This is a genomic window from Corynebacterium sp. Marseille-P3884, assembly GCF_017942225.1.
Taxonomy (GTDB): Bacteria; Actinomycetota; Actinomycetes; order Mycobacteriales; family Mycobacteriaceae; genus Corynebacterium.
The window spans coordinates 105,383-126,881 of record NZ_JAGKSD010000007.1 but is presented as its reverse complement, the minus strand read 5'-3'; the positions used below and the strand labels follow the sequence as shown (position 1 = coordinate 126,881).

Genomic DNA, 21,499 nt, shown 5'->3' with positions numbered 1-21,499 from the left:
TGTAGCCTTTGGCTCATGACCACCCCGCAGGAACGTCGCCCCGGTGCGGCCGACGTTGATGTCCGCCCGCTCCCCATCGAACCGCACACCGGCCCGGGTGCGTGGCATTCCATCGGCACTCTTCCCGCTGACGGTGCCACCGCCATCACATGGGAGTTCTCCGATAGCGAGAATGCGGGAGTGCTTTATCACGGGGCAGAGAACACCGAGCGCCGCAGCGTGCTCCTAAGCCTTGACGCTGGCAATAGTGGTGACATCCCAGCTTCTAAGCGGGAGATTCCGGACTCGTTCACCCTCACTGGCTTCAATACTTCCGACGCCGGTGAGGCGCGCGTCTTCGCCGGATCCATCTTCGGGCAAACGGGCCCGGTTGATCTCGGCGCTGATGTCATCGCCGCCGAATTGCGCATCCTCCCCCACGAGGAATTCGTCTTCGTCGTCGATCAGGACTACGCGCACGCGGTCTTGAATATCACCGGGGACGTGTACCTCGAAGATATTTCCTTGGCGCCTGAGACTGTTGGTTTTACCCAGAAAGGCGTCAAGACCCTCCACATCATCAACGCCGGCGATGAACCAGCCCTGGCGGTCCTCCTCGGCGGCATTGTCGACTGAAGTGGACATCGTCCACTGTTTTCACCCCGCAATCGGTTTCATAGGGCCGTAAGCTGACAACCATGATCCTCACGCTGCTCATGTCTCTCGAAGGATCACGCCCGGAAATCTCGCGGCTGATCAATGTCGAAGACGACGTCCATCTCGGGGAATTCGCCCCCGTCATCGACGCCGCCTTCGGATTTTCCGGCATGGCTACGCACCTCTATATGGGCACCAGCGATGGGGAACCGGTTCTGTATTCACCGAATCCGAGCGACGGCGAGCTCGATGAAGCCGATGTCACGCTCGGCGACATGGACTCAGTCACGTACGTCTACGACACGTCCGCGAACTGGAATATCAAGCTCGAGATCCTCGGCATCACGGACGTTGACACTCCTTCGCCAATGCTTATCGACGTCCAGGGGCCCGACGTCATCGAGCCGTGCGGCGGCCCAGAACTCATGTCGGCCTTTCATACCGAAGCCCGCCGCCTGTCCGCTGGTCTGAGCCCCGACATCAAGGTCTCCCCGCTGCTGTTGAGTTTCATGCCGGTGATGAGCCCCGAGCGCCTCATCCAGCGCCTTTCCCAAGCAGACCACACGACTGTTGCAGAGCGCATCGCTTTCACCGCGGAGAACCTCTTTCTCGATGCCACGGATGATTTCTCTGACACTCCTAGCGCACCGGAGATGTCGAACGAATTTGATTCCTTCATGGATGAGCGTCCTGACCTGCAGCAGATCTTGTCGCTCGACCCGAATCCCGAGCGCAATCCGACGTTGATCGCTGCGCTTTCGGAATTCTTCTCCGAGCACACCCCGGAAATATTGGAAGATACTCTCTACCCGTTCACCCGCATCGTCGCGAATATCCGGACGTTCATCTACCACTGCGAAGAACCAGTGCGCCTCACAGCCCGCGGCAAGTTGCGCTCACCAGACGTGCGCTCGCTTTCCGACGCTTTGAGCCTCAATGTCGCTCCCGGCAACCACCGCGAAGAAGCCGTCCCCGCCCTCGGTGCCCTGCGAACATTCCTTCAGTTCGCCGAGCTGCTCGACACCAATGACGGGATGCTCGAGGCCAATGAAGATGCTCTTGACTTGGCCACAAGCCCTGAAGCAGTGCTTTATATGTTCGAGGAAGAGTTCTACCGCTTCTGCGCCATAAAGCACGATGACGACGGTGAACAGGTCCTCACGTGGGCTGCGAATAAGGCCGGCTTGGGCATCCCGCCAGTCTTTCTCACCCCACCGAAAGACCCGTCTTTCACGGTGAATTTGCTCATTGCACTCGGCATTTACGAACCCGCCTCCACCACCACTGACCCAGTGCTCACCGAGCCCGGTAGGGGAGTGCTCTCCATCCTTTTGGACTTGGACTAGCCCGCCACCACGAGGTACAAGCCCAGTCCGCCGAGCACTGCCATTCCTAAAGTAATCCCGAACACGCCGAATACATTCGCATCGAGCTGCTCGTCGCTGATCCCTTGAGCTTCCGCTCTGTACTCTGCACGATTGCGCCCGATGATCAGTAGAGAGAGCACCGCCAGCAATCCGATCGCTCCGAACACCAAAGCGGAATAATTATCCGACCAGCGCAGCAGCGTCAGCGAGCACACCATCATCGCTAGCGCCGTGCGCGTCCAGGCGAGCGCCGTCCTTTCCGGCTGCAGTCCGGCATCCGATACGGGAATATTGGTCGTCCCCATCTCTTATGTCACCCCCCGTCCTTTAGCGTCTAGAAGAATGCGATCAGGACGATGACGCTAGCCAAGCCGATGCCCAACCCCAGCACCGGGACGATCGCCGGGGCCGGTAACGGGCGCTCATGACGTAGCGAGCGTTCAATACGAATCCACCGAACTGCCGCACCGAGCGCAATGGCCATGCCCACGAGAATCAGAGTGATGGCCGCGACTCCACGCCATGCTTCATCGAAATCGGGAAAAGCGAAAGCCTCGAGCGCGATTCCGCCCGCGAGAAAAGCAAGCGCCGTGCGCGTCCACGCCAGGAATGTCCGCTCATTAGCGAGGGTGAACCGCGGGTCGGGTTCGTCTCCAGTGGGGAACACTGTGCGGGTAAACCAGCCACGTTCGCTCATAGCCCACAGTCTAGAGCTGCCCTAGAGCTCCTTCACCTTGCTCGGATCCCCAAGACTGTCACCAGCGAGAACGAGGCCGATGAACACCGCTACGGCAATGAACGTGAGCCCAACCCACACGCGATGGAATTTCGGCCCGCACCACCGGGCAATCGTCGCTCCCACGAATGCACCGAGGGTGTTCATGATGAAGTCATCCACATCGGTGTAGCCGAGCTGCGCGAAGAACTGCGTTGCTTCGATCGCCAGGCTGAATGCTCCACCGATAATCGTCGCCCACTTCACCCGGTCGGTAATCACATACAGCAGCAACCCGATCGGAATGAAGAACGCTAGATTTCCGCCATACCCGAACAATGGGGCGAACCATGAAGATGCGGTGAAAACCTCATGGAAGGGGATGAATGAGTGACCGACGAAGGGCTGCTTCGCCGGGTCCCACAAATAGCCGATGCGGAAGAACTGCTTCAGCATCGTCAATGAGACGATCACTCCTGAATAGGCGAGTAGCGCACCGACGGCCGCGCCTCGGGTCACGCGCTGCTTCGCCCGCATTCTTTTATTTCACCACCAGGTTCACCATGCGGCCGGGCACCACGATGGTCTTGACCAGGTTCTTTCCTTCGATCAAACCTGCCACGCGCTCGTCGGCAAGCGCGATGCTCTCGATCTCGTCCTTCGCTGCCTCCGCCGGAACATCGATGCGCGCCCGCACCTTGCCGTTGATCTGCACAGGGATCTCGACGGTGTCGTCGACAAGCAAGCTCTCATCGAAGGTCGGGAACGGCTCGAACGTGATCGTGCCCTCGTGTCCGAGTCGTGCCCACAGCTCTTCCGCAATGTGCGGGGCGACGGGGGAGACCATCTGGACGAGCGGTTCGACTGTTTCACGTGAAACATTGCCGCCGTTCTTCTGCTCGCGCGCCTTCGTCAGATAGTTGACGTACTCAATGAGTTTGGCGACCACCGTGTTATCGCGGAGGTGCTCGTAATCGTCGCGCACGCCCGCGATTGTGCGGTGGAGCTGCTTCGCATCCTCGTCACTCATCGGCTCATCGCTGACGGTGACCTCGCCGGTCTCCTCGTTGACGATCAAGCGCCACAGGCGCTGCAGGAAGCGGTGCGCGCCCACGACATCCTTCGTGGCCCACGGACGCGACGTATCCAGCGGACCCATCGACATCTCGTACACGCGCAGCGTATCGGCACCGAATTCCTGCGCGATGTCATCCGGAGCCACGGCATTCTTCAGGGACTTGCCCATCTTGCCGTACTCTTGCTTGACCTCTTTACCGTTGTGGAAGAACTTCCCGTCCTTCTCTTCGACCTCGGCGGCCGGGACGTACACGCCACGGGAATCCGTGTAGGCATAAGCCTGGATATACCCCTGGTTGTAGAGGCGTCGGTACGGCTCCTTCGAGCTCACAAAGCCCAGGTCGAAGAGCACCTTGTGCCAAAAGCGCGCGTACAGCAAGTGCAGCACCGCGTGCTCGACACCACCGACATAAAGGTCGACACCGCCCGGGTCATTCGCGCCGTGCTTCTCCGGCTGCGGGCCGGTCCAGTACCGCTCATTTTCGATATCGCAGAATTTCTCCGCATTCGTCGGGTCGATGTAGCGCAGCTGGTACCAGGACGAACCCGCCCACTGCGGCATCACGTTCGTGTCGCGGGTGTACTGCTTGTCGCCGTCGCCGAGATCGAGCGTCACATTCACCCACTCCGTGGCCTTCGCCAGCGGGGGAGAGGGCTCCGAATCAGCGTCGTCCGGGTCGAAGGAGACTGGGTTGTAGTCCTCCACATCCGGCAGCTCGACCGGCAGCATTGACTCCGGCAGCGCGTGGGCAACGCCGTTTTCGTCGTAGACGATCGGGAATGGCTCGCCCCAATAACGCTGACGCGCGAACAGCCAATCGCGGAGCTTGTACTGAATCCGCTCCTCACCAGCACCTTCGGCGACCAGCCACGCAATGGCTTTCTCGATCGACTCGTCCTTGCCCAATCCGTTCAGGTCCAGACCGCGGTCATTCGCAGAGTTGATGTGCGGTCCGTCCTCCGTGAACGCCGCCTCATCGATGTTGCCACCATCCAGCACCGGAACGATCGGCAGCCCGAAGACATTCGCGAATTCATAATCGCGCTCGTCGTGCGCCGGCACCGCCATGATCGCGCCAGTGCCGTAACCAGTCAAAACATAATCCGCGATGAAGACGGGCACCTGCTTGCCGTTCACCGGATTCGTGGCATATGCACCCAAGAAAACACCGGTCTTCTCCTTGTTCTCCTGGCGCTCAACATCAGATTTCGCCGCGATCGCGCGCTTGTACGCGTCCACAGCAGCCTGCGGCGTTGCTTCGCCATAGGTCCATCGCTTATCGACGTCCGCCGGGTAGGCATCCGCCACCAGCTTCTCCACCAGCTCGTGCTCCGGCGCGAGGACCATGTATGTGGCGCCGAACAGGGTGTCTGGGCGCGTGGTGAACACGTCAATCGGACCGGCATCCGACTGGAAGGACACCTCCGCACCGCGGGACCGGCCGATCCAGTTGCGCTGCATAGCCTTGACCTTGTCGGGCCAATCCAACACCTCGAGGTCATCCAACAAGCGGTCCGAGTACGCGGTGATGCGCATCATCCACTGGCGCAGACGCTTACGGAACACGGGGTAGTTGCCGCGCTCAGAACGGCCCTCGGCGGTGACCTCCTCGTTGGCCAGCACCGTGCCCAGGCCTGGGCACCAGTTGACCATGGAGTCGGAGAGGTAGACGAGGCGAAACTCGTCGATAGCCTTCTGCTGCTCCGCCGGATCGAGCTCGGCGTACACACGGCCGTCCTTGGTGGTGCGCTTGCCGGCCTCGAGCTCGTCGATAAGCTCCGCAATCGGACGTGCCTTCTGCTGCTCCTCGTCGAACCAGGAATTGAAGATCTGCAGGAAGATCCACTGCGTCCAGCGGTAGAACTCCGGGTCGGTCGTCGCGACAGAGCGACGGCGGTCGTGCCCGAGCCCCAGTGCGTCGAGCTGGCGAGTCATATTCTCGATATTCGCCATCGTCGTCGTCCGCGGGTGCGTGCCCGTCTGGATGGCGTACTGCTCAGCCGGCAGACCGAAGGCGTCGTAGCCGAGCGTGTGCAGAACATTCTTGCCCAGCATTCGGTTATAGCGCGCGAAGACATCCGTGGCGATGTAGCCCAGCGGGTGCCCCACGTGCAGGCCCGCCCCGGAAGGGTAGGGGAACATGTCCTGGACGTTGAGCTTGTCCGCCGGCAGCTCCTTCGCATCCGATTCAGGCGCTAGAGGGCCAACGGGGTTCGGGGCGTTGAACGTCCCGTTATCGATCCAGTACTTCTGCCATTTCTGTTCAATCTCGTTGGCAATGCCCGCCGAGTAGCGGAACGCCGGTCCAGTAGCGCTAGTCATGGTTAAACAGTGTAGTAGTTGGCCTCGCGGTCTTCTGCAGGACCAGTTTCAAAGCCAACGAGCCAAACGTGGGGCCCACCAAACTTTCGGTGGGCCGCGGTTGTTTCACGTGAAACACGTGATGGGGGAGGAGGCGAGATTTAGCCCTCGAGCCACTCCACGATCTCGTCGAGCCGGTTCAGATCAACGCGGTCGATTCCTTCGCCGAAGGTGTCGATCAGCATCTGCTCATTCGCCGACGGTTCGTCCTTCTCCCTGAACTTGTCGATGCGGGACTCGAGGATGGCGTAGTGCTCAGGCTCAAGTTCGGAGTAATTGATACGACCGGGAAGGTACACGCGCTTCACCTGGTCGGCCAGGTCGCCGAGGATATTGCCTGCCTGGTCGAGCTCCGCATTGACGCCATCGAGTGCCATGCCGACTGCCGCCAGGCACACTTTGCGGTTCTCGACGACGTCCGCGCCCAGCTCATTCAGGAATTTCGCGCCGCGGATGAAAGAGCCGTGGACGGGGGAGAAGACGACGATGGGGTCGTTGGAGGAGGCGTCGATAAGCTCTGCACTCTGCTCGTCGATTTCGTGGGCCTCGACTCCAAGCCGCTCCGCGAGTACGTCGGCGTACTGCTTGTTGGATCCGTAGAGGGTGGCATAGAAGATTTTGGTGCTCATGCCTCTACGCTACCCCGATCCCCGCCGGAGACTATGTGTTGTTGCCCACCCACTCCGCAATAGGTGCGAGTTTCTTGAAGTCGACTCGGTCCACGTACTGGCCGAACGTGTCGACCATCATTTTCTCGTTCTCGCCCTTCGCGCCCGTTATTTTGAGTCCCCATACAACGCTTTTCATCATGCCCCGGTGCTTGCGGCTCAGCTCGGAATAGTTCAGCCGTCCGGGCAAGTAGAACCGGTCAATGTGGTTCGCGCGATCGCCCAGGAGCTTGCCGACCGGATCCTGGTCGTAGGCGACGTGCTCGAGGGTCATGCCGACGGTGGCGAGAGCGATGGGTCGGCCTTTCACCACGGCTTCCGAAAGCCGCTTGATGAGCTTCACACCTGGATGGGCCGGCCCGTGAATGGGGGAAAGGATGACAACGGGGTCGGCACTAGAGCCGTCGATAAGCGATGCACTGTTGTCGCCGATCTCTTGCGCGCTCACGCCGAAGCGTGCAGCGAGTGCGTCAGCGTACTGCTTCGTCGAGCCGTAGTAGCTGGCATAAAGAACCGAGACCATGACTCAATTCTAGTCCGAAACTAAAACGACGAGGAGCTTCCCGCAGCGGAGAAGCCGGAGGAGGCAACGCCGGCGGATGTGCCGCCGCTCGAGGTCTGCGATTGGTGGGTCTCCACATTGCTCGTGTGCCAGCTGTCCATGACGACGAAGGGCACGTAGCCGTAGTAGTTGTAGCCGCTGTCGTAGATAGCGGGCTTGCGCAGTGGCTCGTATTCCTTGACGTCAGAGAATTCGCGCTTCTTCACTTGGTCCAGAAGCAGGCGGTAGTCACCGAGGATGCGCACGAAGTCGTCGACGAACGTTGCAGATCCCGGATTGTGGTCGAGCTTGTCGATACGGTGGCCGAGCTGCTCGAGGTCGCGCTTCAGCTGCCCATCTTTGACCTTCTGCCTGGCGATGATGACGTCCTCGCGGAGGTCGGTCAGCGCTGTGCGGCGAGACGCGGCATCGCCCTGCTCGATCTCGAAGAGCCGGTTGATATTGTCCTCGGCATTGGAGACGTGCTCGACAGACTCGGCTGCCTTGCGGAGTTTCTTGTGGTTGCGCAGTGCCTCCTTGTCGTCGTCGATCTTGATATCGCCAATGCCGCCAGCACCGCTGACCGCCTCGTGATAACCGAAGAAGGTGTCGCGCACCTCGCCCCACTGCTTACGCAGCTCCGCATCGGCGAATGCCGAGGAGACGGAATTGGCGCGAATATCGATCTCGTTGAGGCGCCCGGCAAGCGATGCGTACTCCGTCGTCACGGCGTTGTAATCCTCGCGCGCCTGAGCGATCTTCTTGCGGCGGCTATTCGAGATACCGAACCCGGTCACTGCACCAGCGGTGCCCAAGCCCAAGCCACCGAACCCGAGACCGAACATCGCGTCACCCCGGGAGCTTTTGGCGTCCTCCACCGAATAGTTGGCGGCGGCTTCGGTGTCCAGTGCGGTTTTCGCAGCCGCAAAGAGGCCAGCAGGAATATTGTTGTCGCTGACGCCCGGTTTCATGGCGTCGAGTACCAGGTAGTCACGCTGACCGTGGTCGATCTTCAGCTGCGCGGCCACATCATCGCCGTAATATCCGAAAGCTCGACGCGGGTCGAGTCCCACACCGATGATCATGGTGCCGTCGGCAAAACGGTTGTCCTCGTTTTCCGCGTTGCCGATCATCTCTGGGTACGTATCGCGGACGTATTCCTCAACGGTGTCGAGAATATTCTCGTGGTTGGTGGCGAAGACCATGTAGTGGAGATCCTTGACCACGGCTGGGGTGTCGAGGCGCTCGGCATCCTTGATCATGCGCTCCTCATCCTCAGCAGAGAGCACATCGTCCGGATCGTCAATAGTCACCTGCGGGGCGACACCCTGCTCGACGGCCACATCGTCCGCCTCAGGGATGTCAGTGGTGGCGTACCCCGCAGCTGCTCCACCGGCCGCCAATGCAGCCGCAATGCCGATAGTTGCCATGATCTGCTTGCCGTTCATGGCCACATGATAGCGCCGCCATGGAAGCACGTGGGGGCAAGGGAAAGAGCATAAAGAAGAGCCCATGTTTCACGTGAAACATGGGCTCGCGGGGGAGAGGGGGAGGAAGACTAGGCCACGGTGGCGTCGTCAAGCTCCTTGCTCTCGCCCCCGTTGTGGCCTTCGATCTTGCCGGACGCGAAGCGGTTGAGCACCAGCGCGATGGCGCCGTCGCCCGTGACGTTAGCTGCGGTGCCGAAGGAGTCGACGACGATGTAAGCGGCGATCATGAGCGCGACCATCTCGTCATTGAACCCGAGCATGGATGCGAGCAGGCCGGTCGCGGCCATGATGGCGCCGCCGGGGACACCAGGCGCGGCGATCATCATGATGCCCAGCAACAGAATGAAGCCAAGGTAGAGACCCCACGGGACATCGAGGCCGCCCATGTAAATGACCGCAAAGGCGTAGAGGCCGATCTTCATCATGGAGCCGGACAGGTGGATCGTCGCGCAGAGCGGAACCACGAAGCCGGCGACATTCTCGTCGACCTTATTGTTCAGCGTGGAACGCAGCGTGACCGGAATGGACGCGGCGGACGAGGACGTGCCCAGAGCGGTGAAGTAGGCCGGCAGCATATTGCGCAGGGCGGTGAACGGGTTGACACCCGCGACCGCACCGGCGATGAGGTACTGAATAACGAGCAGGACGATCGTCATGACCACGGAGAGCAGAAGCACCTTGCCGAATGCGGCCATCGTGGAGCCCATATTCTCGTTCATGCCGAGGTTCAGGAAAATGCCGAAGATGAACAGCGGCAACAGAGGAATCACGAACGAGGTGACCACCTTCATGATGGCGCCCTCAAGCTCCGTGGCCACTTTGTACATGGTGTCAGATTTGACCGCCGTCATTGCCAAGCCGATGCAGAACGCGAGTACCAGTGCAGTCATCACTTCGAATGGAGGCGGAATCTCCACCTCGAAGAAGGGGGAGAGCCCGCCGGCGTCGACATCATCGACATCGGTGACAAGCGACTGGTCGCCGAGCAGCCACGGATACAGAAGCGCTGACAGACCCCAAGCGATCAGACCGGAGATCACGGTCGAGCTGTAGGCGATACCGGCGGTGATTCCCAGCCACTTTCCCGCACCGCGACCGAGACCCGCAATCGCGGGAGTGATGAGCGCGAAAATGAGGACCGGGACGAAGAAGCCCAGGAAATTGGCGAAGAGCCCGTTGAATGTGATGAAGATGCGGGCGAGCCACTCTGGAAAGAAGAAGCTGCAGCTGATGCCGAGCACAATGGCCACGACGATCCAGAACAACAGCGACCTCGTGATCGACTTGGTGTTCATGTTTTACCCTTTGCTCGGGGAGCCTGGCCCTGTCGACCAGACGTAGGTACGGGAAATGAATAAGGCAGCACTGCACCTTATTAATTACTATTCTTCACGACACCTCCTCCCAGAGGAAATCCGCCGTTTCCCCTGGACCCCTGTTGGCTGCCTGAAATCATGCGGAAAGTAGAATTGAGAATTATGACTGGCGTGGTTATCGGTGTTGTTTTCATTGTCTTTGCGCTCGCGCTCCTCATCCCGGGCCTGCTTGCTGCGCTGGGGCGTTTGCCCGGCAATAACGTGATCGGACTCCACGTGCCGGAGGTGCGCAAGGACGAGGAGATCTGGGTCCAGGCGCACAAGGTCGTGGGCCCGTATTTGATTCTCGGCGGACTGGCCCTCGCCTTCGGCGCCGCATTTGCATTCATCGCCGAAGGATGGCTGTGGGCAGGTCCGATCGTTCTCGCGCTCATTGCCATCGCCGCCATCGCCGAAGCGGGCAACCAGGGGGCACGTGCGGCGCGAGTCTTCAGCCAAGCCAAGGAAGGCGAAGCGGAAGCCGATTCCGAACCGACACCGCAAGTCGATCTCGGAGCTCTCCGAAACGCCGCCCGACAGGCGGACGACAGGTAGTCTCTCATTTCAGAAAGGAGGCCAGCCGTGAGCGAGTTCCGCGCGCAGGTCACGCACCGCGAGGTGCGCTACCACGCCGATGCGTCGAGCCTGTTCGCCAGCATCGGCGGAACGGACATGACGGATGTGGTGCTGCTGGAAAGCGCCGACATCACCACGAAATCCGGCCTGCAGTCAGTCGCGGTTCTCGGCGCCTCGCTGCGTGTCACGTGCAACGGGCCTTCTGTCACGGTCGACGTGCTCAGCCCCGACGGGGAAGCCATCGCCAACCGTCTCCACGACCAGCTCGCCGAGTACGCGACGGGAGAGCGCACGTTCAGCTTCCCGCGACCGGATGCAGCCGACGAACGCGATCGACTCACCGCCCCGAGTTCAGCGGACGTTCTGCGCGCGCTCACCTTCGACGCCGGCTACACGGACACCGAGCACGCGACGTTGCCCATGCTCGTGGGCGGTTTCGCATTCGACTACCTCGCCACATTCGAGGAGCTCCCAGAAGTCGGGGACAGCACGAATACCTACCCCGACTACCAGTTCATTCTCGCGGATATCGTGCTCACGATCGACCACCGCGCGAGCACTGCGCGGCTGACAGGAGTGGACGGGGGCAGGGGAGACGTCGATAAGCGAATGCGCACTTTCGCCGCGCTTATCGACGACGCCGAGCACCCCGCGCCCCGCCCTTCCCCCGCGCAAGGACCTTTGCGCGTTGAGGCGAGCGTGGACGATGCCGAGTTCCGCCGCGACGTGGACAAGCTGAAAGACAATATTTATAACGGCGATATCTATCAGGTGGTTCCTGCGCGCGCGTTCACTGCGGATTGTCCCGATGCTTTCGCCGCGTACCAGTGTTTGCGCGAGACGAACCCGTCGCCGTACATGTTCTACGTGCGTGGCCTCGACCGCAACGGGGAGCCGTACGAACTGTTCGGCGCATCGCCCGAGTCGAATCTGAAATTCGATGCCTCATCCCGCGAGGTTCAGCTGTACCCGATTGCCGGAACCCGCCCGCGCGGCGAGACCCATGAGCTCGATACCCGCATGGAGCTCGAGCTGCGCACCGACGCGAAAGAGATCGCGGAACACACCATGCTCGTCGATCTCGCCCGCAATGACCTCGCCCGCGTCGCCGTGCCCGGGACCCGGCAAGTCCGCGATCTACTGCAGGTCGACCGTTATTCGCGCGTCATGCACCTCGTTTCCCGCGTGACCGCGACACTCGCCGACGATCTCGATGCCCTCGATGCGTACCGCGCCTCGATGAATATGGGCACCCTGACCGGCGCACCGAAGCTGCGCGCCACGGAATTGCTCCGCGAGCTTGAGGGAGTCCGTCGCGGTTCCTACGGCGGCGCGGTCGGGTATCTGCGTGGCGACGGCGAATTCGACACTTGCATCGTGATCCGTTCCGCCTATGTCCACGGCGGGGTGGCCACCGTTCAAGCCGGTGCCGGAGTTGTGCGCGATTCCGTCCCCCAATCCGAAGCCGACGAGACTCTGCACAAGGCCTACGCAGTACTCAACGCCATTGCGACGGCAGCCGGCCAAGACGTGGAGGTGAACCGATGACCGCGCGCATCGTCCTACTGGATAACCGTGATTCCTTCGTCTACAACCTCGTCGACGCGCTGTCGACGCTGCCCGACGTCGAATTCACCGTCTTCCGCAACACCGTCACCGCAGACCACGTCCTCGCCCCGGAACCCGACCTCGTCATTCTCTCACCCGGCCCCGGCTACCCCGCCGACGCGGGCTGCATGATGGAACTCATCGAGCGCATTCACGGCGAGATCCCGATCCTCGGCATTTGCCTCGGCTACCAGGCCCTCATCGAGCATTTCGGCGGCCGCGTTTCACCGTGCGGACCAGTCCACGGGATTAGCGAAGCCATGCAACTCACGGAAGAGGGCATTGGGCATCCGCTTTTCGACGGCCTCACCACCGACTCCGGCCCCCAATACCGCGACACTCCCGGACGCCTCGTCCCGGTGGCTCGTTACCACTCCCTCGGAACCGTTGATGTGCCCCAGGGACTCGTTGCTCTCGCACGTGTACCCGCCAAGATCGGCGACGTGGTCATGGCTGCCGAAAGCACCGACGGAATGTCGATCGGCCTTCAATTCCATCCGGAATCGATTCTCACGCCTCAAGGACCTGTGATTTTGCAACGGTGCGTGGACCAACTATTGGCCCACTCTAAGAAAGGTGATTTCAATGGCTAGCAGTTCTTCACTCGATACGCTCCGCGCATTCCTCGACAACAAGACGCCGACTCTCGAGGAGGCGACTGAAGCATTCGTTCCGCTGACCGTGGGCGATTACGACGATGTCCACATCGCCGCACTACTCGCCACAGTGCGCACCCGCGGCGAAACATTCGCGGATATTGCGGGCGCCGCGAAGGCTTTCCTGGCTGCTGGCCGACCTTTCCCGATCACCGGCGAGGGGCTCATGGACACCGCCGGAACGGGCGGCGACGGCAAGAACACCATCAACATCACCACCGCCGCCTCCCTCGTCGCCGCGGCTGGGGGAGTGAAGATGATCAAGTGCGGAAACCGCTCCGTGTCCTCCAAGTCTGGGTCCGCCGACGTGCTCGAGGCACTGAATATCCCGCTCGACTTGGATCCTGAACGCGCCGTCCGCCAATTCGAGGCATCCAATTTCACGTTCCTCTTCGCCCCTGCGTACAACCCGGCCATCGCTCACGTGCAGCCCGTGCGCAAATCCTTGGGTGTCCCTACCTTGTTCAACACCCTCGGTCCGCTGCTCTCGCCCGGTCGCCCGGAGTACCAGATCATGGGCATCGCCAACCCCGCTCTCGGACAGACCATCGCTGAGACCATGCGCGAACTGGAACGCGGCCGCGCCATGATCGTTCACGGCGCCGGAACCGACGAGCTCGCCGTCCACGGCGATACCCTCGTGTGGGAGCTCGACCGTGAGGGAAATATCGAGCACTATACCATCACTCCCCAAGACATGGGTCTTCCCACCTATTCGCTTGAAGAGCTCGAGGGCGGCGACGGCAAGGAGAATGCCGCGGCCATCCGCGCCATTTTCGACAACACCGCCCCCGATGCGCACCGCGATGCAGTAGCCGCGACCGCCGGCGCCATTTTCTACCTCTACGGCACCGACCCCACGATTGCCGACGGCGTCGCACGCGCCCAAAAACTGCTTATCGACGGCTCCGTCGCCCAGTGGCTCTCCACCCACGAAGGAGCTGATTACAGTGGCTGATAAACAAGCCACTGACCAGAGCTTATCCGATACAGCTCCGTCTGCCGGCTTACCGACAATCCTTGAGGACATAGTCACCGGACGAAAACGTCACATTGACGAAATTAAGGCTCGCACCTCCCATGTGGACCCGGCAAGCCTGCCGCGCTCCGAGCGCTCCCTCTACGATTCGCTGGCACGGCCCGGAACTCGCTTCATCATGGAATGCAAGTCGTCATCGCCGTCGCTCGGCATGATTCGCGAGCACTACGAGCCGGGGGAGATCGCTTCCATCTACTCTCGCTATGCCGCCGGCATTTCCGTTCTGTGCGAACCGGAGCGATTCGGGGGAGACTACGACCACCTTGCCACCGTCGCCGCGACCACCCATCTTCCGGTTCTCTGCAAGGACTTCATCGTTGACCCAGTCCAGATTCACGCCGCCCGTTATTTCGGTGCCGACGCGATCCTCCTCATGCTCAGCGTCCTCGATGACGATGAGTACGCCTCTCTATCTGCCGAAGCTGACCGACTCGGCCTCGACGTTCTCACTGAGGTGATCGACGAAGATGAGGCAGCCCGCGCGACCAAGCTCGGCGCAAAGATCTTCGGCATCAATCACCGAAACCTGCACGACCTGACAATCGACCTCGAACGCTCTGCCCGGCTCGCACCACTCGCTCCGGAAGGTGCCCTGATTGTTTCCGAATCGGGCATTCGGAATGTCGAAACCGTCCGGCGACTCGGCGGTCACTCCGACGGCTTCCTCGTTGGGTCCCACCTCACGGGCGCACCAGATATCGACTGGGCAGCGCGAATGCTGGTCTACGGCCCAAATAAGGTCTGCGGCCTGACTTCTCACACCGCCGCACAGACTGCCCGTGCCGTCGGCGCCGTGTATGGCGGGCTCATCTTCGAGGAAATCAGCCCGCGCAATGTTTCACGTGAAACAGCGAAAAACATCGTTGCTCACGAACCCGGGCTCCACTATGTCGCCGCCAGCCGTCGCACCGACGGCTGGGACGAGCTGGTATTTCCAGGGATTCGCGCCGTGCAAATCCACTCGCCGTACCAAGGTTCGCTCGATGCCGAGCGTGACCTGATTGCGAAGATCCGCGATAGCGTCCGTGCCCTCGACCCGGATATTGAGATCTGGCGCGGAGTATCAATGTCAGATCCCGACGGGCCCGCGGTGGCAAAGGGGCTGGCAGCGGACGTCGATAAGCTCGTTCTCGATGCGAAGGACGGCGGGTCCGGGACTGGATTCGATTGGTCCACGATTCCCGATGACGTGCGGGGCCATTCCCTCCTCGCCGGGGGATTGGGGCCGGAAAATGTCGACGAGGCCCTTAACGTCGGATGCCTCGGCCTCGATCTCAATTCGGGCGTCGAGTATCCCTCTGGCGCAGGCACGTGGGCTGGCGCGAAGGACGCCGGCGCACTGCGCGTGACCTTCGACCGGATCCGCAATTTTCACTACTGATTAACGCTCAATAAAGACTTCCAACTACCAAGGACACTTCATGACTGACTCCACAGACACACGCAACGGGGGACGCACGATTCTGCCCGCGTATTTCGGTGAATTCGGCGGACAGTTCGTCGCTGAATCGCTGCTCCCGGCGCTCGACCAACTTGAAAAAGCATTCGTCGATGCCTGGAATGACGAGCAGTTCATGGACGAGTACCGCGCTCTGCTCCGCGACTATCTCGGCCGACCGACTCCGCTCACCGAAGCGAAGAACCTGACCAAGGGCAACGAGTTCGCGCGTATCTTCCTCAAGCGCGAGGACCTCGTTCACGGCGGAGCCCACAAGACCAACCAGGTCATCGGGCAGGCGTTGCTGGCGAAGAAGATGGGGAAGAAGCGCATCATCGCCGAGACCGGTGCCGGCCAGCATGGCACCGCGACCGCTCTCGCGTGTGCGTTGATGGACCTTGATTGCGTGATCTACATGGGTGCGAAGGACATGGAGCGCCAGGCACCGAATGTCTACCGCATGCGGCTCATGGGCGCGGAGGTGATCGGTGTCGATTCTGGCTCCGGCACCCTCAAGGATGCGGTCAACGAAGCCCTGCGCGATTGGACCGCTACCTTCCACGAATCGCACTACCTGCTCGGCACCGCCGCGGGCCCGCACCCGTTCCCGACTATCGTTCGCGAATTCCACAAGGTCATTTCCGAGGAGGCTAAAGCACAGCTCGCAGAGCGCACGGGAGCGCTTCCCGACGTGGTCGTCGCCTGCGTCGGCGGCGGATCCAACGCGATCGGCATGTTCGCGGACTTCATCGACGACGAGTCGGTCGAGCTCGTCGGCGCCGAGCCCGGAGGCGAGGGCATGGAATCCGGCAAGCATGGTGCCGCCATCGCCGCTGATACCGTGGGTATTCTGCACGGGACGAAGTCCTACCTCATGCGCGATGCCGACGGCCAGATCGAGGAGTCCTATTCGATTTCGGCGGGGCTCGATTACCCGGCCGTCGGTCCGCAGCACGCGCACCTCGCCAAATCCGGCCGCGCGAAGTATGTACCCGTCACCGACGGCGAGGCACTCCGCGCGTTCCAGCAGCTCTCCCGTCACGAGGGCATCATTCCCGCCCTCGAGTCCTCCCACGCGCTCGCGTACGCATTGCGCCGCGCCGAGGAGGCCCGCGACACCAGCACGCCGACGACCATCCTCGTCTCCCTGTCCGGCCGCGGCGACAAGGACATCGCCCACGTCCAGCAGACACTCGAGGAGCACCCGGAGTACGTCCTGAACAACTCGGAGGAGAAATAATGTCCCGCTTTGCCACCCTTTTCGCGGACCTCGACGCCAAAAACGAAGGCGCATTCGTCCCCTTCGTCATGCTCGGAGACCCCTCCGCCGAAGATGCCGTAAACATCATCAGCACGCTTATCGACGCCGGCGCCGACGCCCTCGAGCTCGGCATTCCCTTCTCTGACCCCGCAGCCGACGGCCCGACCATCCAGAAATCGCACTTGCGGGCGTTGGACGGGGGCGCCACCGTCGATAAGTGCTTGGACCAGATCCGTGAGATCCGTCGCCGCTACCCGAATGTCCCGATCGGCATGCTCGTCTACGCGAATGTGCCCTACGTTCGCGGACTCGAGAAATTCTACTCTGACCTGCACGAAGCCGGCGCCGATGCCGTATTGATTCCCGATGTTCCGGTCCGCGAGGGCGCTCCCTTCATCGAGGCCGCGACCGCAGCCGGCATCGACCCAGTCTTCATCGCCCCCGCTCAGGCCCGCCCCGAGGTCCTCGAGGGCGTTGCCGCGAACTCCCGCGGATACATCTACGCCGTCTCCCGCGACGGCGTCACCGGTGCCGAGCGCGAATCCCAGACACAGGGGCTTGCCGACGTCGTCTCCAACATCGCCTCCTACAACGGCGCCCCCGTCCTCCTCGGATTCGGTATTTCTACCCCGCAGCACGTGGCCGACGCCGTTGCCGCTGGCGCTGCCGGCGCGATCACCGGCTCTGCTATCGCGAAGATCATCGATGCCCACGTCGATTACGCGCACCCGAATCCCGGCACCATCCGGGATATCGATGCCCTGAAAGCCGAGCTTCGCGAGTACGTCAGCACCATGAAGCAAGCTACGATCAAGGCATGACTGAGTTCTCCTGTTCCCGTCGCACATTCCTGCTCGGCACCGCGACCACCTTCGCCGGCGCATTCCTCGCCGCTTGCGGCAAAGCCCCGTCCGCGGAGGTCGCCGCCACGGAGGTTCCTGTCGGTAGCGCGGTGATCGTGGACAACCTCATCATCGCCCAACCCAACGAGGGCGAGTTCGTCGCCTACTCCGCCAAATGCCCGCACCAGGGCAGCCCGATCACGCAAGTCGACGGCGATACAGTGCGGTGCCCGTCCCACGGCTCGGTGTTCAATATCGCGACCGGCGATCCCGTTTCCGGACCGGCTGCAACAGGCATGACCACCGTCCCCGTCCGCGAGGAAGGCGACACTGTCGTCGCTGGCGGCAGCAACGAGTAGCAATAGGAGCAAGAAAATCAGCGAAAATCCCATGCGCCTCTTCGTGAAGACAATTTTCACCGCCCCAGACGGGTCCGGGCTGGTGAATGTCGCCGAGCTAGCTGAACTCGACGACACCCGCACTCACTGCCGCATGGTCAGGATGATCGAATTGACCCCTGACAATTCCATCGTCGGCACATACACTGAGGGCACGGTCTACGGCAGTGCTAACAAACCCCTCGATGTCGTGCCACACCCAGACCAGCTTGGCCAATTCGAGGACATCGAGCACCACATGCTCGAGAAAAGCGCTTTCGATGGACTGTGGGCAGAAGCCCAAGCCATTTTCCCGGACATTCCCGATCGCCCAACATCCCCCGACCCGAACTAAGACCCTCAAAGCAGGAGTAGAAGATCATGGTGCGACAGTCCACAAAGATTTTGGCCGGAATTATCTTGGCGGCTGCCTCTCTCACTGGTTGCAGCCAATTTTCCGACGACATTGATGAACCAACCCTCACGGAGCGTAGCTCCACCGCGAGCCCAAGCCCCGCCGCCAACACAGAAGCTGCAGGAACGACAACGATCGAGTCTGGGCCGTCCTTCGTGAAGTGCGAGAAGAAGGACACCGCGCGCCTTGCCGACGGCAGCACCGTTACCGACACCCGCCGATGTGGCGATTTTGAGGAAGAATCCGCACAACCCGAGCAGCCGGAACAACCACAGCGACCGGCACAATCTGAGCAACCAGCAGCCCCGGAAGCTCCCGCAGATCCTCCGGCTGCACCTGCCGCACCTGCTGAACCAGAATGCACCGGCGGTGCCGCGGAGTGCGGTTACGGTACCGATGAACAGGGAAACCCGAACCCATCCTCGGGTGAACTGCAGACCCAGTACGGGTGCGAACAGGGTTATATCACCGACCCCAAGTTGTGCGCCGCGGTGAGAGATCTCTAGAACGGCGGCTCCTCGGGGAGCTGACATCCCCGCTGCTTTTCTGCCCCATTTTTCTGCCGGTTTTCCGGTGATTGTCCATTCACCTCCTCGGCTTCATCTTCGGGAGGCTCCGGACGGAACGGGAATTCCATGTTGAATTCCTTTTCGAGTTCGGCGATCGCTTCGAGCGTCTCCTCGTAGGTGATCGGGGAGAGTTCCTCGGAATCGGTACCGGATTCTGCACCAGAATCGAGTTCGTCGTTGGTGGGGCAGGGGAGTCCTGCCTCGTACGCGTCGATAAGCGTGTGCCCTTTCGCGAGAAAATGGGCCTTTTTACGCTTGCGGTGCTCGATGTCCGCGGTGGAAGCGCGCCAGCGCGGTGCAGTCGGGGTGACCTGACTGCCGATGAATCCGGCGGGTTCGGTGCGAGCGTAGGTTCCATCGTCAAAAAGCCAGATGATTTCGCCGGTGACCGGATCGGGCACGTAGAAGGCACGGCGATCTGTCTTGATGTTGTGGTGGTGAGCGCACAGGCAGTAGAGATTCGCTGCCGTGGTCTGGCCGCCTTCGTCGTAAGGGATGCGGTGGTCGAGCTGGCAGCTCCACGCCGAACGGTGACAACCCGGGAAGATGCAGGTGCCGTCGCGGCCGCGAACGTACGCCTTGACTTTGTCGGGCGCGATATATCCGGCGACTGCGTGGTCCTTGTATTCTTCGAGGTCGATGATCTTGTCGGCCATCTCGTGGAAGGCTTCCGTGCCGGCGCCGGTGGTCCAACCGAATCCGGGGAGGAATGCAGACTTCGACGGATCGGGCATTCCGTTCTTCATCGGCGCGTAACCGTAGATGGTGGCCGACGTGGAACGAACCTTATCGAAGATGAGCAGACGCAGCGCGTCCCACTGATCGACGCCATTTTCGCGCGCGATGGCGTTGAGCTCGGCGCGCATAGCGGCGACTTCCACCTTGTCGCCCGTGACATTCATGTACGCGTTGCTGGGGTCGCCGGAACCGGAAGGGGGCACGGAGAAGGAGATCTCTCCTTCACCCGGCCCGAAAGGTTCTTTCTTCTCTTCCCGGTCCTTGCGCTTCTTCTCGTCGTACGCAGCGGTGGAATCGAAGTTGGCGATCATCGAATTGATGCGGTGCGTGATCGCTTTCTTCGTGGGCAGCTGCTGGTTCATCTTCTCCGGCGTGAACAGGGCCGTGAGCATGTCGTCGAACTTCGCGTACACCTCGTCCGACACGTTGTTGCCCAGATCCGCGAGGCCGTTGGCGATAGCATTGACCCGCTCGAGATCGAGCCGGTAATACTCGAGCTGGAGAGCTCGGAGCTTGGGCAGATTGCGCAGGCACATATACGCGGTGATCGCGTTATCTACCTGCGGCTTCGTCATTCCGGTCTGGGTGCAAACCTGAACGACTTCGCGGTCGTGGTCCTTAGAACAGAACCCATAACCGGGCTCGGAATAGGGTGCGAAAATCTTGGTCTGTGCCTCACGGATGGCCAACGCGGCGCGGCACGTCGCGTTGTCGAAGTTCTCAGTGGCGAAGCAGGCGGGTTTCTTGGAACGGGCTCCTTCCTTCTCGGGCTGGCTATTGGTCGTGCTATTGGAATCGGTGTGGTGTTCGTTCGGAGGGCTGTCAGTCTTTCTATCTTCGGGTGGTCTCGCTGTAGTCATTGTGCTGGCTTTCAGTGAGTGCTTTGTTTGGTTGTATAGAACACTCTTTCACATAGGACGAACCATACCCCTGGAAGGCGTGCTCACATTCGCCCCTATGTTCGACTCTAGTTGCAAAACTCCAGGTCAACCCTGTGGAAAACTTTTGCTTTTCGAACAACCCCGGACGCGAGACCACCATCTAGACAGCGAACCAAGGTCGCACTGAGTACGAACCGCAAAGCAAACCGCGGGCCATGCTGAAAGCCACCGAGCCCACGGCGCAAAAGCTACGGCAAGTACGCCTCAATCTGCGCGCGCACATCGCCCTGGACTCGCGCGAGATTCGACTGCGCATCAGCCTGTAGACGCGCGAAATCAGCAGAAGTGGGGAGCGCGATAAGACCAGCCTGATCAGCCGCGAAAACACCGCCGAACAGACCCACCAAGACACCAGCTGCGATCCACCAGTTCAGAGCCGTGCCCAGTTGCTGTCCACGCGCAGCATCCCACCGCAGGGAGCTTCCAAGCACCGCATTCGCGGATTCGTTGTTGTCGTATCGCGCCACGTTTTCGTCGACCGCATCCATGCGCTCTTCGAACCCGTCGGGGATCTCAAGGTCGTAAATCGACTCAATGATCGGGGAGAAAAAGCCCTTCCGCGAGGCGGCTGCCCACTCCTCGCGAAGCTGCTCGTCAGTTGCCATGCTGGAGTGCTCGGAACTGTGCTCTGGAGAGCTGAGCTCGAGCAACGGCTTGATCGAGCTGTGCTGATCAACAGGCCGCTCCTCGCCAGCATGCGCGGGCACGGCACCCGCAACGAGTGCGACGGTCAGGGCAGCAGCGACGGCACGACGCTTCATGGAAACTCCTTGAACGGCAGAAATACAGCACAGCAAGCATAGGACCTCAACGCAGCTTTAGCAGCAC

Annotated in this window: 22 protein-coding genes; 12 read left to right on the top strand and 10 right to left on the bottom strand. The window is 61.2% G+C overall.

Annotated features, from left to right (window positions below):
• Window positions 1-15 precede the first annotated feature (15 nt).
• Window positions 16-615, top strand: a complete 600-nt coding sequence (locus tag J5Y21_RS06165; RefSeq protein WP_210573693.1) for a hypothetical protein — start codon at window positions 16-18, stop codon at window positions 613-615.
• 62 nt (window positions 616-677) lie between these two features.
• Window positions 678-1,982 (top strand): hypothetical protein, encoded by a 1,305-nt coding sequence (locus J5Y21_RS06160; protein ID WP_210573692.1) that lies wholly within the window; start codon window positions 678-680, stop codon window positions 1,980-1,982.
• On the opposite strand, the gene J5Y21_RS06155 is transcribed toward J5Y21_RS06160, so the two are convergent.
• The 8 genes from J5Y21_RS06155 to J5Y21_RS06120 all read right to left on the bottom strand — a co-directional run bounded on the left by J5Y21_RS06155 (window position 1,979) and on the right by J5Y21_RS06120 (window position 10,151).
• Window positions 1,979-2,308 carry a DUF202 domain-containing protein gene (locus tag J5Y21_RS06155; protein ID WP_210573691.1) on the bottom strand — a complete coding sequence of 110 codons (330 nt, stop codon included), beginning with the start codon at window positions 2,306-2,308 and terminating at the stop codon, window positions 1,979-1,981. The genes J5Y21_RS06160 and J5Y21_RS06155 overlap by 4 nt on opposite strands.
• Before the next feature lie 29 nt (window positions 2,309-2,337).
• Complete coding sequence (locus tag J5Y21_RS06150) at window positions 2,338-2,700, bottom strand: DUF202 domain-containing protein (RefSeq protein WP_210573690.1); 363 nt, start codon at window positions 2,698-2,700, stop codon at window positions 2,338-2,340.
• Window positions 2,701-2,721: 21 nt separating this feature from the next.
• Window positions 2,722-3,237, bottom strand: coding sequence for a VanZ family protein (locus J5Y21_RS06145; RefSeq protein ID WP_349236956.1), 516 nt, complete (start codon window positions 3,235-3,237; stop codon window positions 2,722-2,724).
• A gap of 22 nt (window positions 3,238-3,259) precedes the next feature.
• A complete protein-coding gene (leuS, locus tag J5Y21_RS06140) occupies window positions 3,260-6,118 on the bottom strand; it encodes a leucine--tRNA ligase (RefSeq protein WP_210573686.1) in 2,859 nt (952 codons plus the stop codon).
• A 140-nt stretch (window positions 6,119-6,258) separates the two neighbouring features.
• A complete protein-coding gene (locus J5Y21_RS06135) occupies window positions 6,259-6,786 on the bottom strand; it encodes a flavodoxin domain-containing protein (protein ID WP_210573684.1) in 528 nt (175 codons plus the stop codon).
• Window positions 6,787-6,817: 31 nt separating this feature from the next.
• Complete coding sequence (locus tag J5Y21_RS06130) at window positions 6,818-7,348, bottom strand: flavodoxin domain-containing protein (protein ID WP_210573683.1); 531 nt, start codon at window positions 7,346-7,348, stop codon at window positions 6,818-6,820.
• A 20-nt stretch (window positions 7,349-7,368) separates the two neighbouring features.
• Window positions 7,369-8,814 carry a DUF5129 domain-containing protein gene (locus J5Y21_RS06125; protein ID WP_210573681.1) on the bottom strand — a complete coding sequence of 482 codons (1,446 nt, stop codon included), beginning with the start codon at window positions 8,812-8,814 and terminating at the stop codon, window positions 7,369-7,371.
• A 110-nt stretch (window positions 8,815-8,924) separates the two neighbouring features.
• Window positions 8,925-10,151: a dicarboxylate/amino acid:cation symporter gene (locus J5Y21_RS06120; RefSeq protein ID WP_210573679.1), complete on the bottom strand. Its 1,227-nt coding sequence runs from the start codon at window positions 10,149-10,151 to the stop codon at window positions 8,925-8,927.
• 183 nt (window positions 10,152-10,334) lie between these two features.
• Here J5Y21_RS06120 and J5Y21_RS06115 point away from each other — a divergent pair, with 183 nt between their 5' ends.
• From J5Y21_RS06115 to J5Y21_RS06070, 10 genes are read left to right on the top strand one after another with little or no spacing between them, the layout of a single operon-like run.
• The gene (locus tag J5Y21_RS06115; RefSeq protein WP_246874997.1) at window positions 10,335-10,766 is read left to right on the top strand and encodes an SdpI family protein; all 432 of its coding nucleotides are present in this window, start codon (window positions 10,335-10,337) and stop codon (window positions 10,764-10,766) included.
• Window positions 10,767-10,793: 27 nt separating this feature from the next.
• Window positions 10,794-12,335 (top strand): anthranilate synthase component 1, encoded by a 1,542-nt coding sequence (locus tag J5Y21_RS06110; RefSeq protein ID WP_210573678.1) that lies wholly within the window; start codon window positions 10,794-10,796, stop codon window positions 12,333-12,335.
• Window positions 12,332-12,988, top strand: a complete 657-nt coding sequence (locus tag J5Y21_RS06105) for a gamma-glutamyl-gamma-aminobutyrate hydrolase family protein (protein WP_210573677.1) — start codon at window positions 12,332-12,334, stop codon at window positions 12,986-12,988. The genes J5Y21_RS06110 and J5Y21_RS06105 overlap by 4 nt, the downstream gene beginning before the upstream one ends.
• Complete coding sequence (trpD, locus tag J5Y21_RS06100; protein ID WP_210573676.1) at window positions 12,981-14,009, top strand: anthranilate phosphoribosyltransferase; 1,029 nt, start codon at window positions 12,981-12,983, stop codon at window positions 14,007-14,009. Before J5Y21_RS06105 ends, trpD begins: the two co-directional genes overlap by 8 nt.
• On the top strand, window positions 14,002-15,471 hold the full coding sequence (gene trpCF / locus J5Y21_RS06095) for a bifunctional indole-3-glycerol-phosphate synthase TrpC/phosphoribosylanthranilate isomerase TrpF (protein WP_210573675.1): 1,470 nt from the start codon (window positions 14,002-14,004) through the stop codon (window positions 15,469-15,471). The genes trpD and trpCF overlap by 8 nt, the downstream gene beginning before the upstream one ends.
• Window positions 15,472-15,511: 40 nt before the next feature.
• Window positions 15,512-16,768, top strand: a complete 1,257-nt coding sequence (gene trpB, locus J5Y21_RS06090) for a tryptophan synthase subunit beta (protein ID WP_210573674.1) — start codon at window positions 15,512-15,514, stop codon at window positions 16,766-16,768.
• Complete coding sequence (gene trpA, locus J5Y21_RS06085) at window positions 16,768-17,610, top strand: tryptophan synthase subunit alpha (protein ID WP_210573672.1); 843 nt, start codon at window positions 16,768-16,770, stop codon at window positions 17,608-17,610. Before trpB ends, trpA begins: the two co-directional genes overlap by 1 nt.
• Window positions 17,607-17,990, top strand: coding sequence for a Rieske (2Fe-2S) protein (locus tag J5Y21_RS06080; protein WP_210573670.1), 384 nt, complete (start codon window positions 17,607-17,609; stop codon window positions 17,988-17,990). Before trpA ends, J5Y21_RS06080 begins: the two co-directional genes overlap by 4 nt.
• A gap of 43 nt (window positions 17,991-18,033) precedes the next feature.
• Complete coding sequence (locus J5Y21_RS06075; protein ID WP_296145214.1) at window positions 18,034-18,363, top strand: hypothetical protein; 330 nt, start codon at window positions 18,034-18,036, stop codon at window positions 18,361-18,363.
• 26 nt (window positions 18,364-18,389) lie between these two features.
• Window positions 18,390-18,929 carry a hypothetical protein gene (locus tag J5Y21_RS06070; RefSeq protein WP_210573751.1) on the top strand — a complete coding sequence of 180 codons (540 nt, stop codon included), beginning with the start codon at window positions 18,390-18,392 and terminating at the stop codon, window positions 18,927-18,929.
• Here the strand turns inward: J5Y21_RS06070 and J5Y21_RS06065 are convergent.
• Both J5Y21_RS06065 and J5Y21_RS06060 read right to left on the bottom strand, forming a co-directional pair.
• Entirely contained in the window at window positions 18,926-20,590 is a 1,665-nt protein-coding gene (locus J5Y21_RS06065; protein WP_210573668.1) for an HNH endonuclease signature motif containing protein, read from the bottom strand. The genes J5Y21_RS06070 and J5Y21_RS06065 overlap by 4 nt on opposite strands.
• 269 nt (window positions 20,591-20,859) lie before the next feature.
• Window positions 20,860-21,432 carry a hypothetical protein gene (locus J5Y21_RS06060; protein WP_210573667.1) on the bottom strand — a complete coding sequence of 191 codons (573 nt, stop codon included), beginning with the start codon at window positions 21,430-21,432 and terminating at the stop codon, window positions 20,860-20,862.
• Window positions 21,433-21,499: the final 67 nt, after the last annotated feature.

What these genes read in the sequence shown, in the direction of transcription:
- J5Y21_RS06165 (WP_210573693.1), top strand. Translation starts at nt 16, where the DNA reads ATGACCACCCCGCAGGAACGTCGCCCCGGTGCGGCCGACGTTGATGTC.
- J5Y21_RS06160 (WP_210573692.1), top strand. Translation starts at nt 678, where the DNA reads ATGATCCTCACGCTGCTCATGTCTCTCGAAGGATCACGCCCGGAAATC.
- J5Y21_RS06155 (WP_210573691.1), bottom strand. Translation starts at nt 2,308, where the DNA reads ATGGGGACGACCAATATTCCCGTATCGGATGCCGGACTGCAGCCGGAA.
- J5Y21_RS06150 (WP_210573690.1), bottom strand. Translation starts at nt 2,700, where the DNA reads ATGAGCGAACGTGGCTGGTTTACCCGCACAGTGTTCCCCACTGGAGAC.
- leuS (WP_210573686.1), bottom strand. Translation starts at nt 6,118, where the DNA reads ATGACTAGCGCTACTGGACCGGCGTTCCGCTACTCGGCGGGCATTGCC.
- J5Y21_RS06135 (WP_210573684.1), bottom strand. Translation starts at nt 6,786, where the DNA reads ATGAGCACCAAAATCTTCTATGCCACCCTCTACGGATCCAACAAGCAG.
- J5Y21_RS06130 (WP_210573683.1), bottom strand. Translation starts at nt 7,348, where the DNA reads ATGGTCTCGGTTCTTTATGCCAGCTACTACGGCTCGACGAAGCAGTAC.
- J5Y21_RS06125 (WP_210573681.1), bottom strand. Translation starts at nt 8,814, where the DNA reads ATGAACGGCAAGCAGATCATGGCAACTATCGGCATTGCGGCTGCATTG.
- J5Y21_RS06120 (WP_210573679.1), bottom strand. Translation starts at nt 10,151, where the DNA reads ATGAACACCAAGTCGATCACGAGGTCGCTGTTGTTCTGGATCGTCGTG.
- J5Y21_RS06115 (WP_246874997.1), top strand. Translation starts at nt 10,335, where the DNA reads ATGACTGGCGTGGTTATCGGTGTTGTTTTCATTGTCTTTGCGCTCGCG.
- J5Y21_RS06105 (WP_210573677.1), top strand. Translation starts at nt 12,332, where the DNA reads ATGACCGCGCGCATCGTCCTACTGGATAACCGTGATTCCTTCGTCTAC.
- trpD (WP_210573676.1), top strand. Translation starts at nt 12,981, where the DNA reads ATGGCTAGCAGTTCTTCACTCGATACGCTCCGCGCATTCCTCGACAAC.
- trpB (WP_210573674.1), top strand. Translation starts at nt 15,512, where the DNA reads ATGACTGACTCCACAGACACACGCAACGGGGGACGCACGATTCTGCCC.
- trpA (WP_210573672.1), top strand. Translation starts at nt 16,768, where the DNA reads ATGTCCCGCTTTGCCACCCTTTTCGCGGACCTCGACGCCAAAAACGAA.
- J5Y21_RS06080 (WP_210573670.1), top strand. Translation starts at nt 17,607, where the DNA reads ATGACTGAGTTCTCCTGTTCCCGTCGCACATTCCTGCTCGGCACCGCG.
- J5Y21_RS06070 (WP_210573751.1), top strand. Translation starts at nt 18,390, where the DNA reads ATGGTGCGACAGTCCACAAAGATTTTGGCCGGAATTATCTTGGCGGCT.
- J5Y21_RS06065 (WP_210573668.1), bottom strand. Translation starts at nt 20,590, where the DNA reads ATGACTACAGCGAGACCACCCGAAGATAGAAAGACTGACAGCCCTCCG.
- J5Y21_RS06060 (WP_210573667.1), bottom strand. Translation starts at nt 21,432, where the DNA reads ATGAAGCGTCGTGCCGTCGCTGCTGCCCTGACCGTCGCACTCGTTGCG.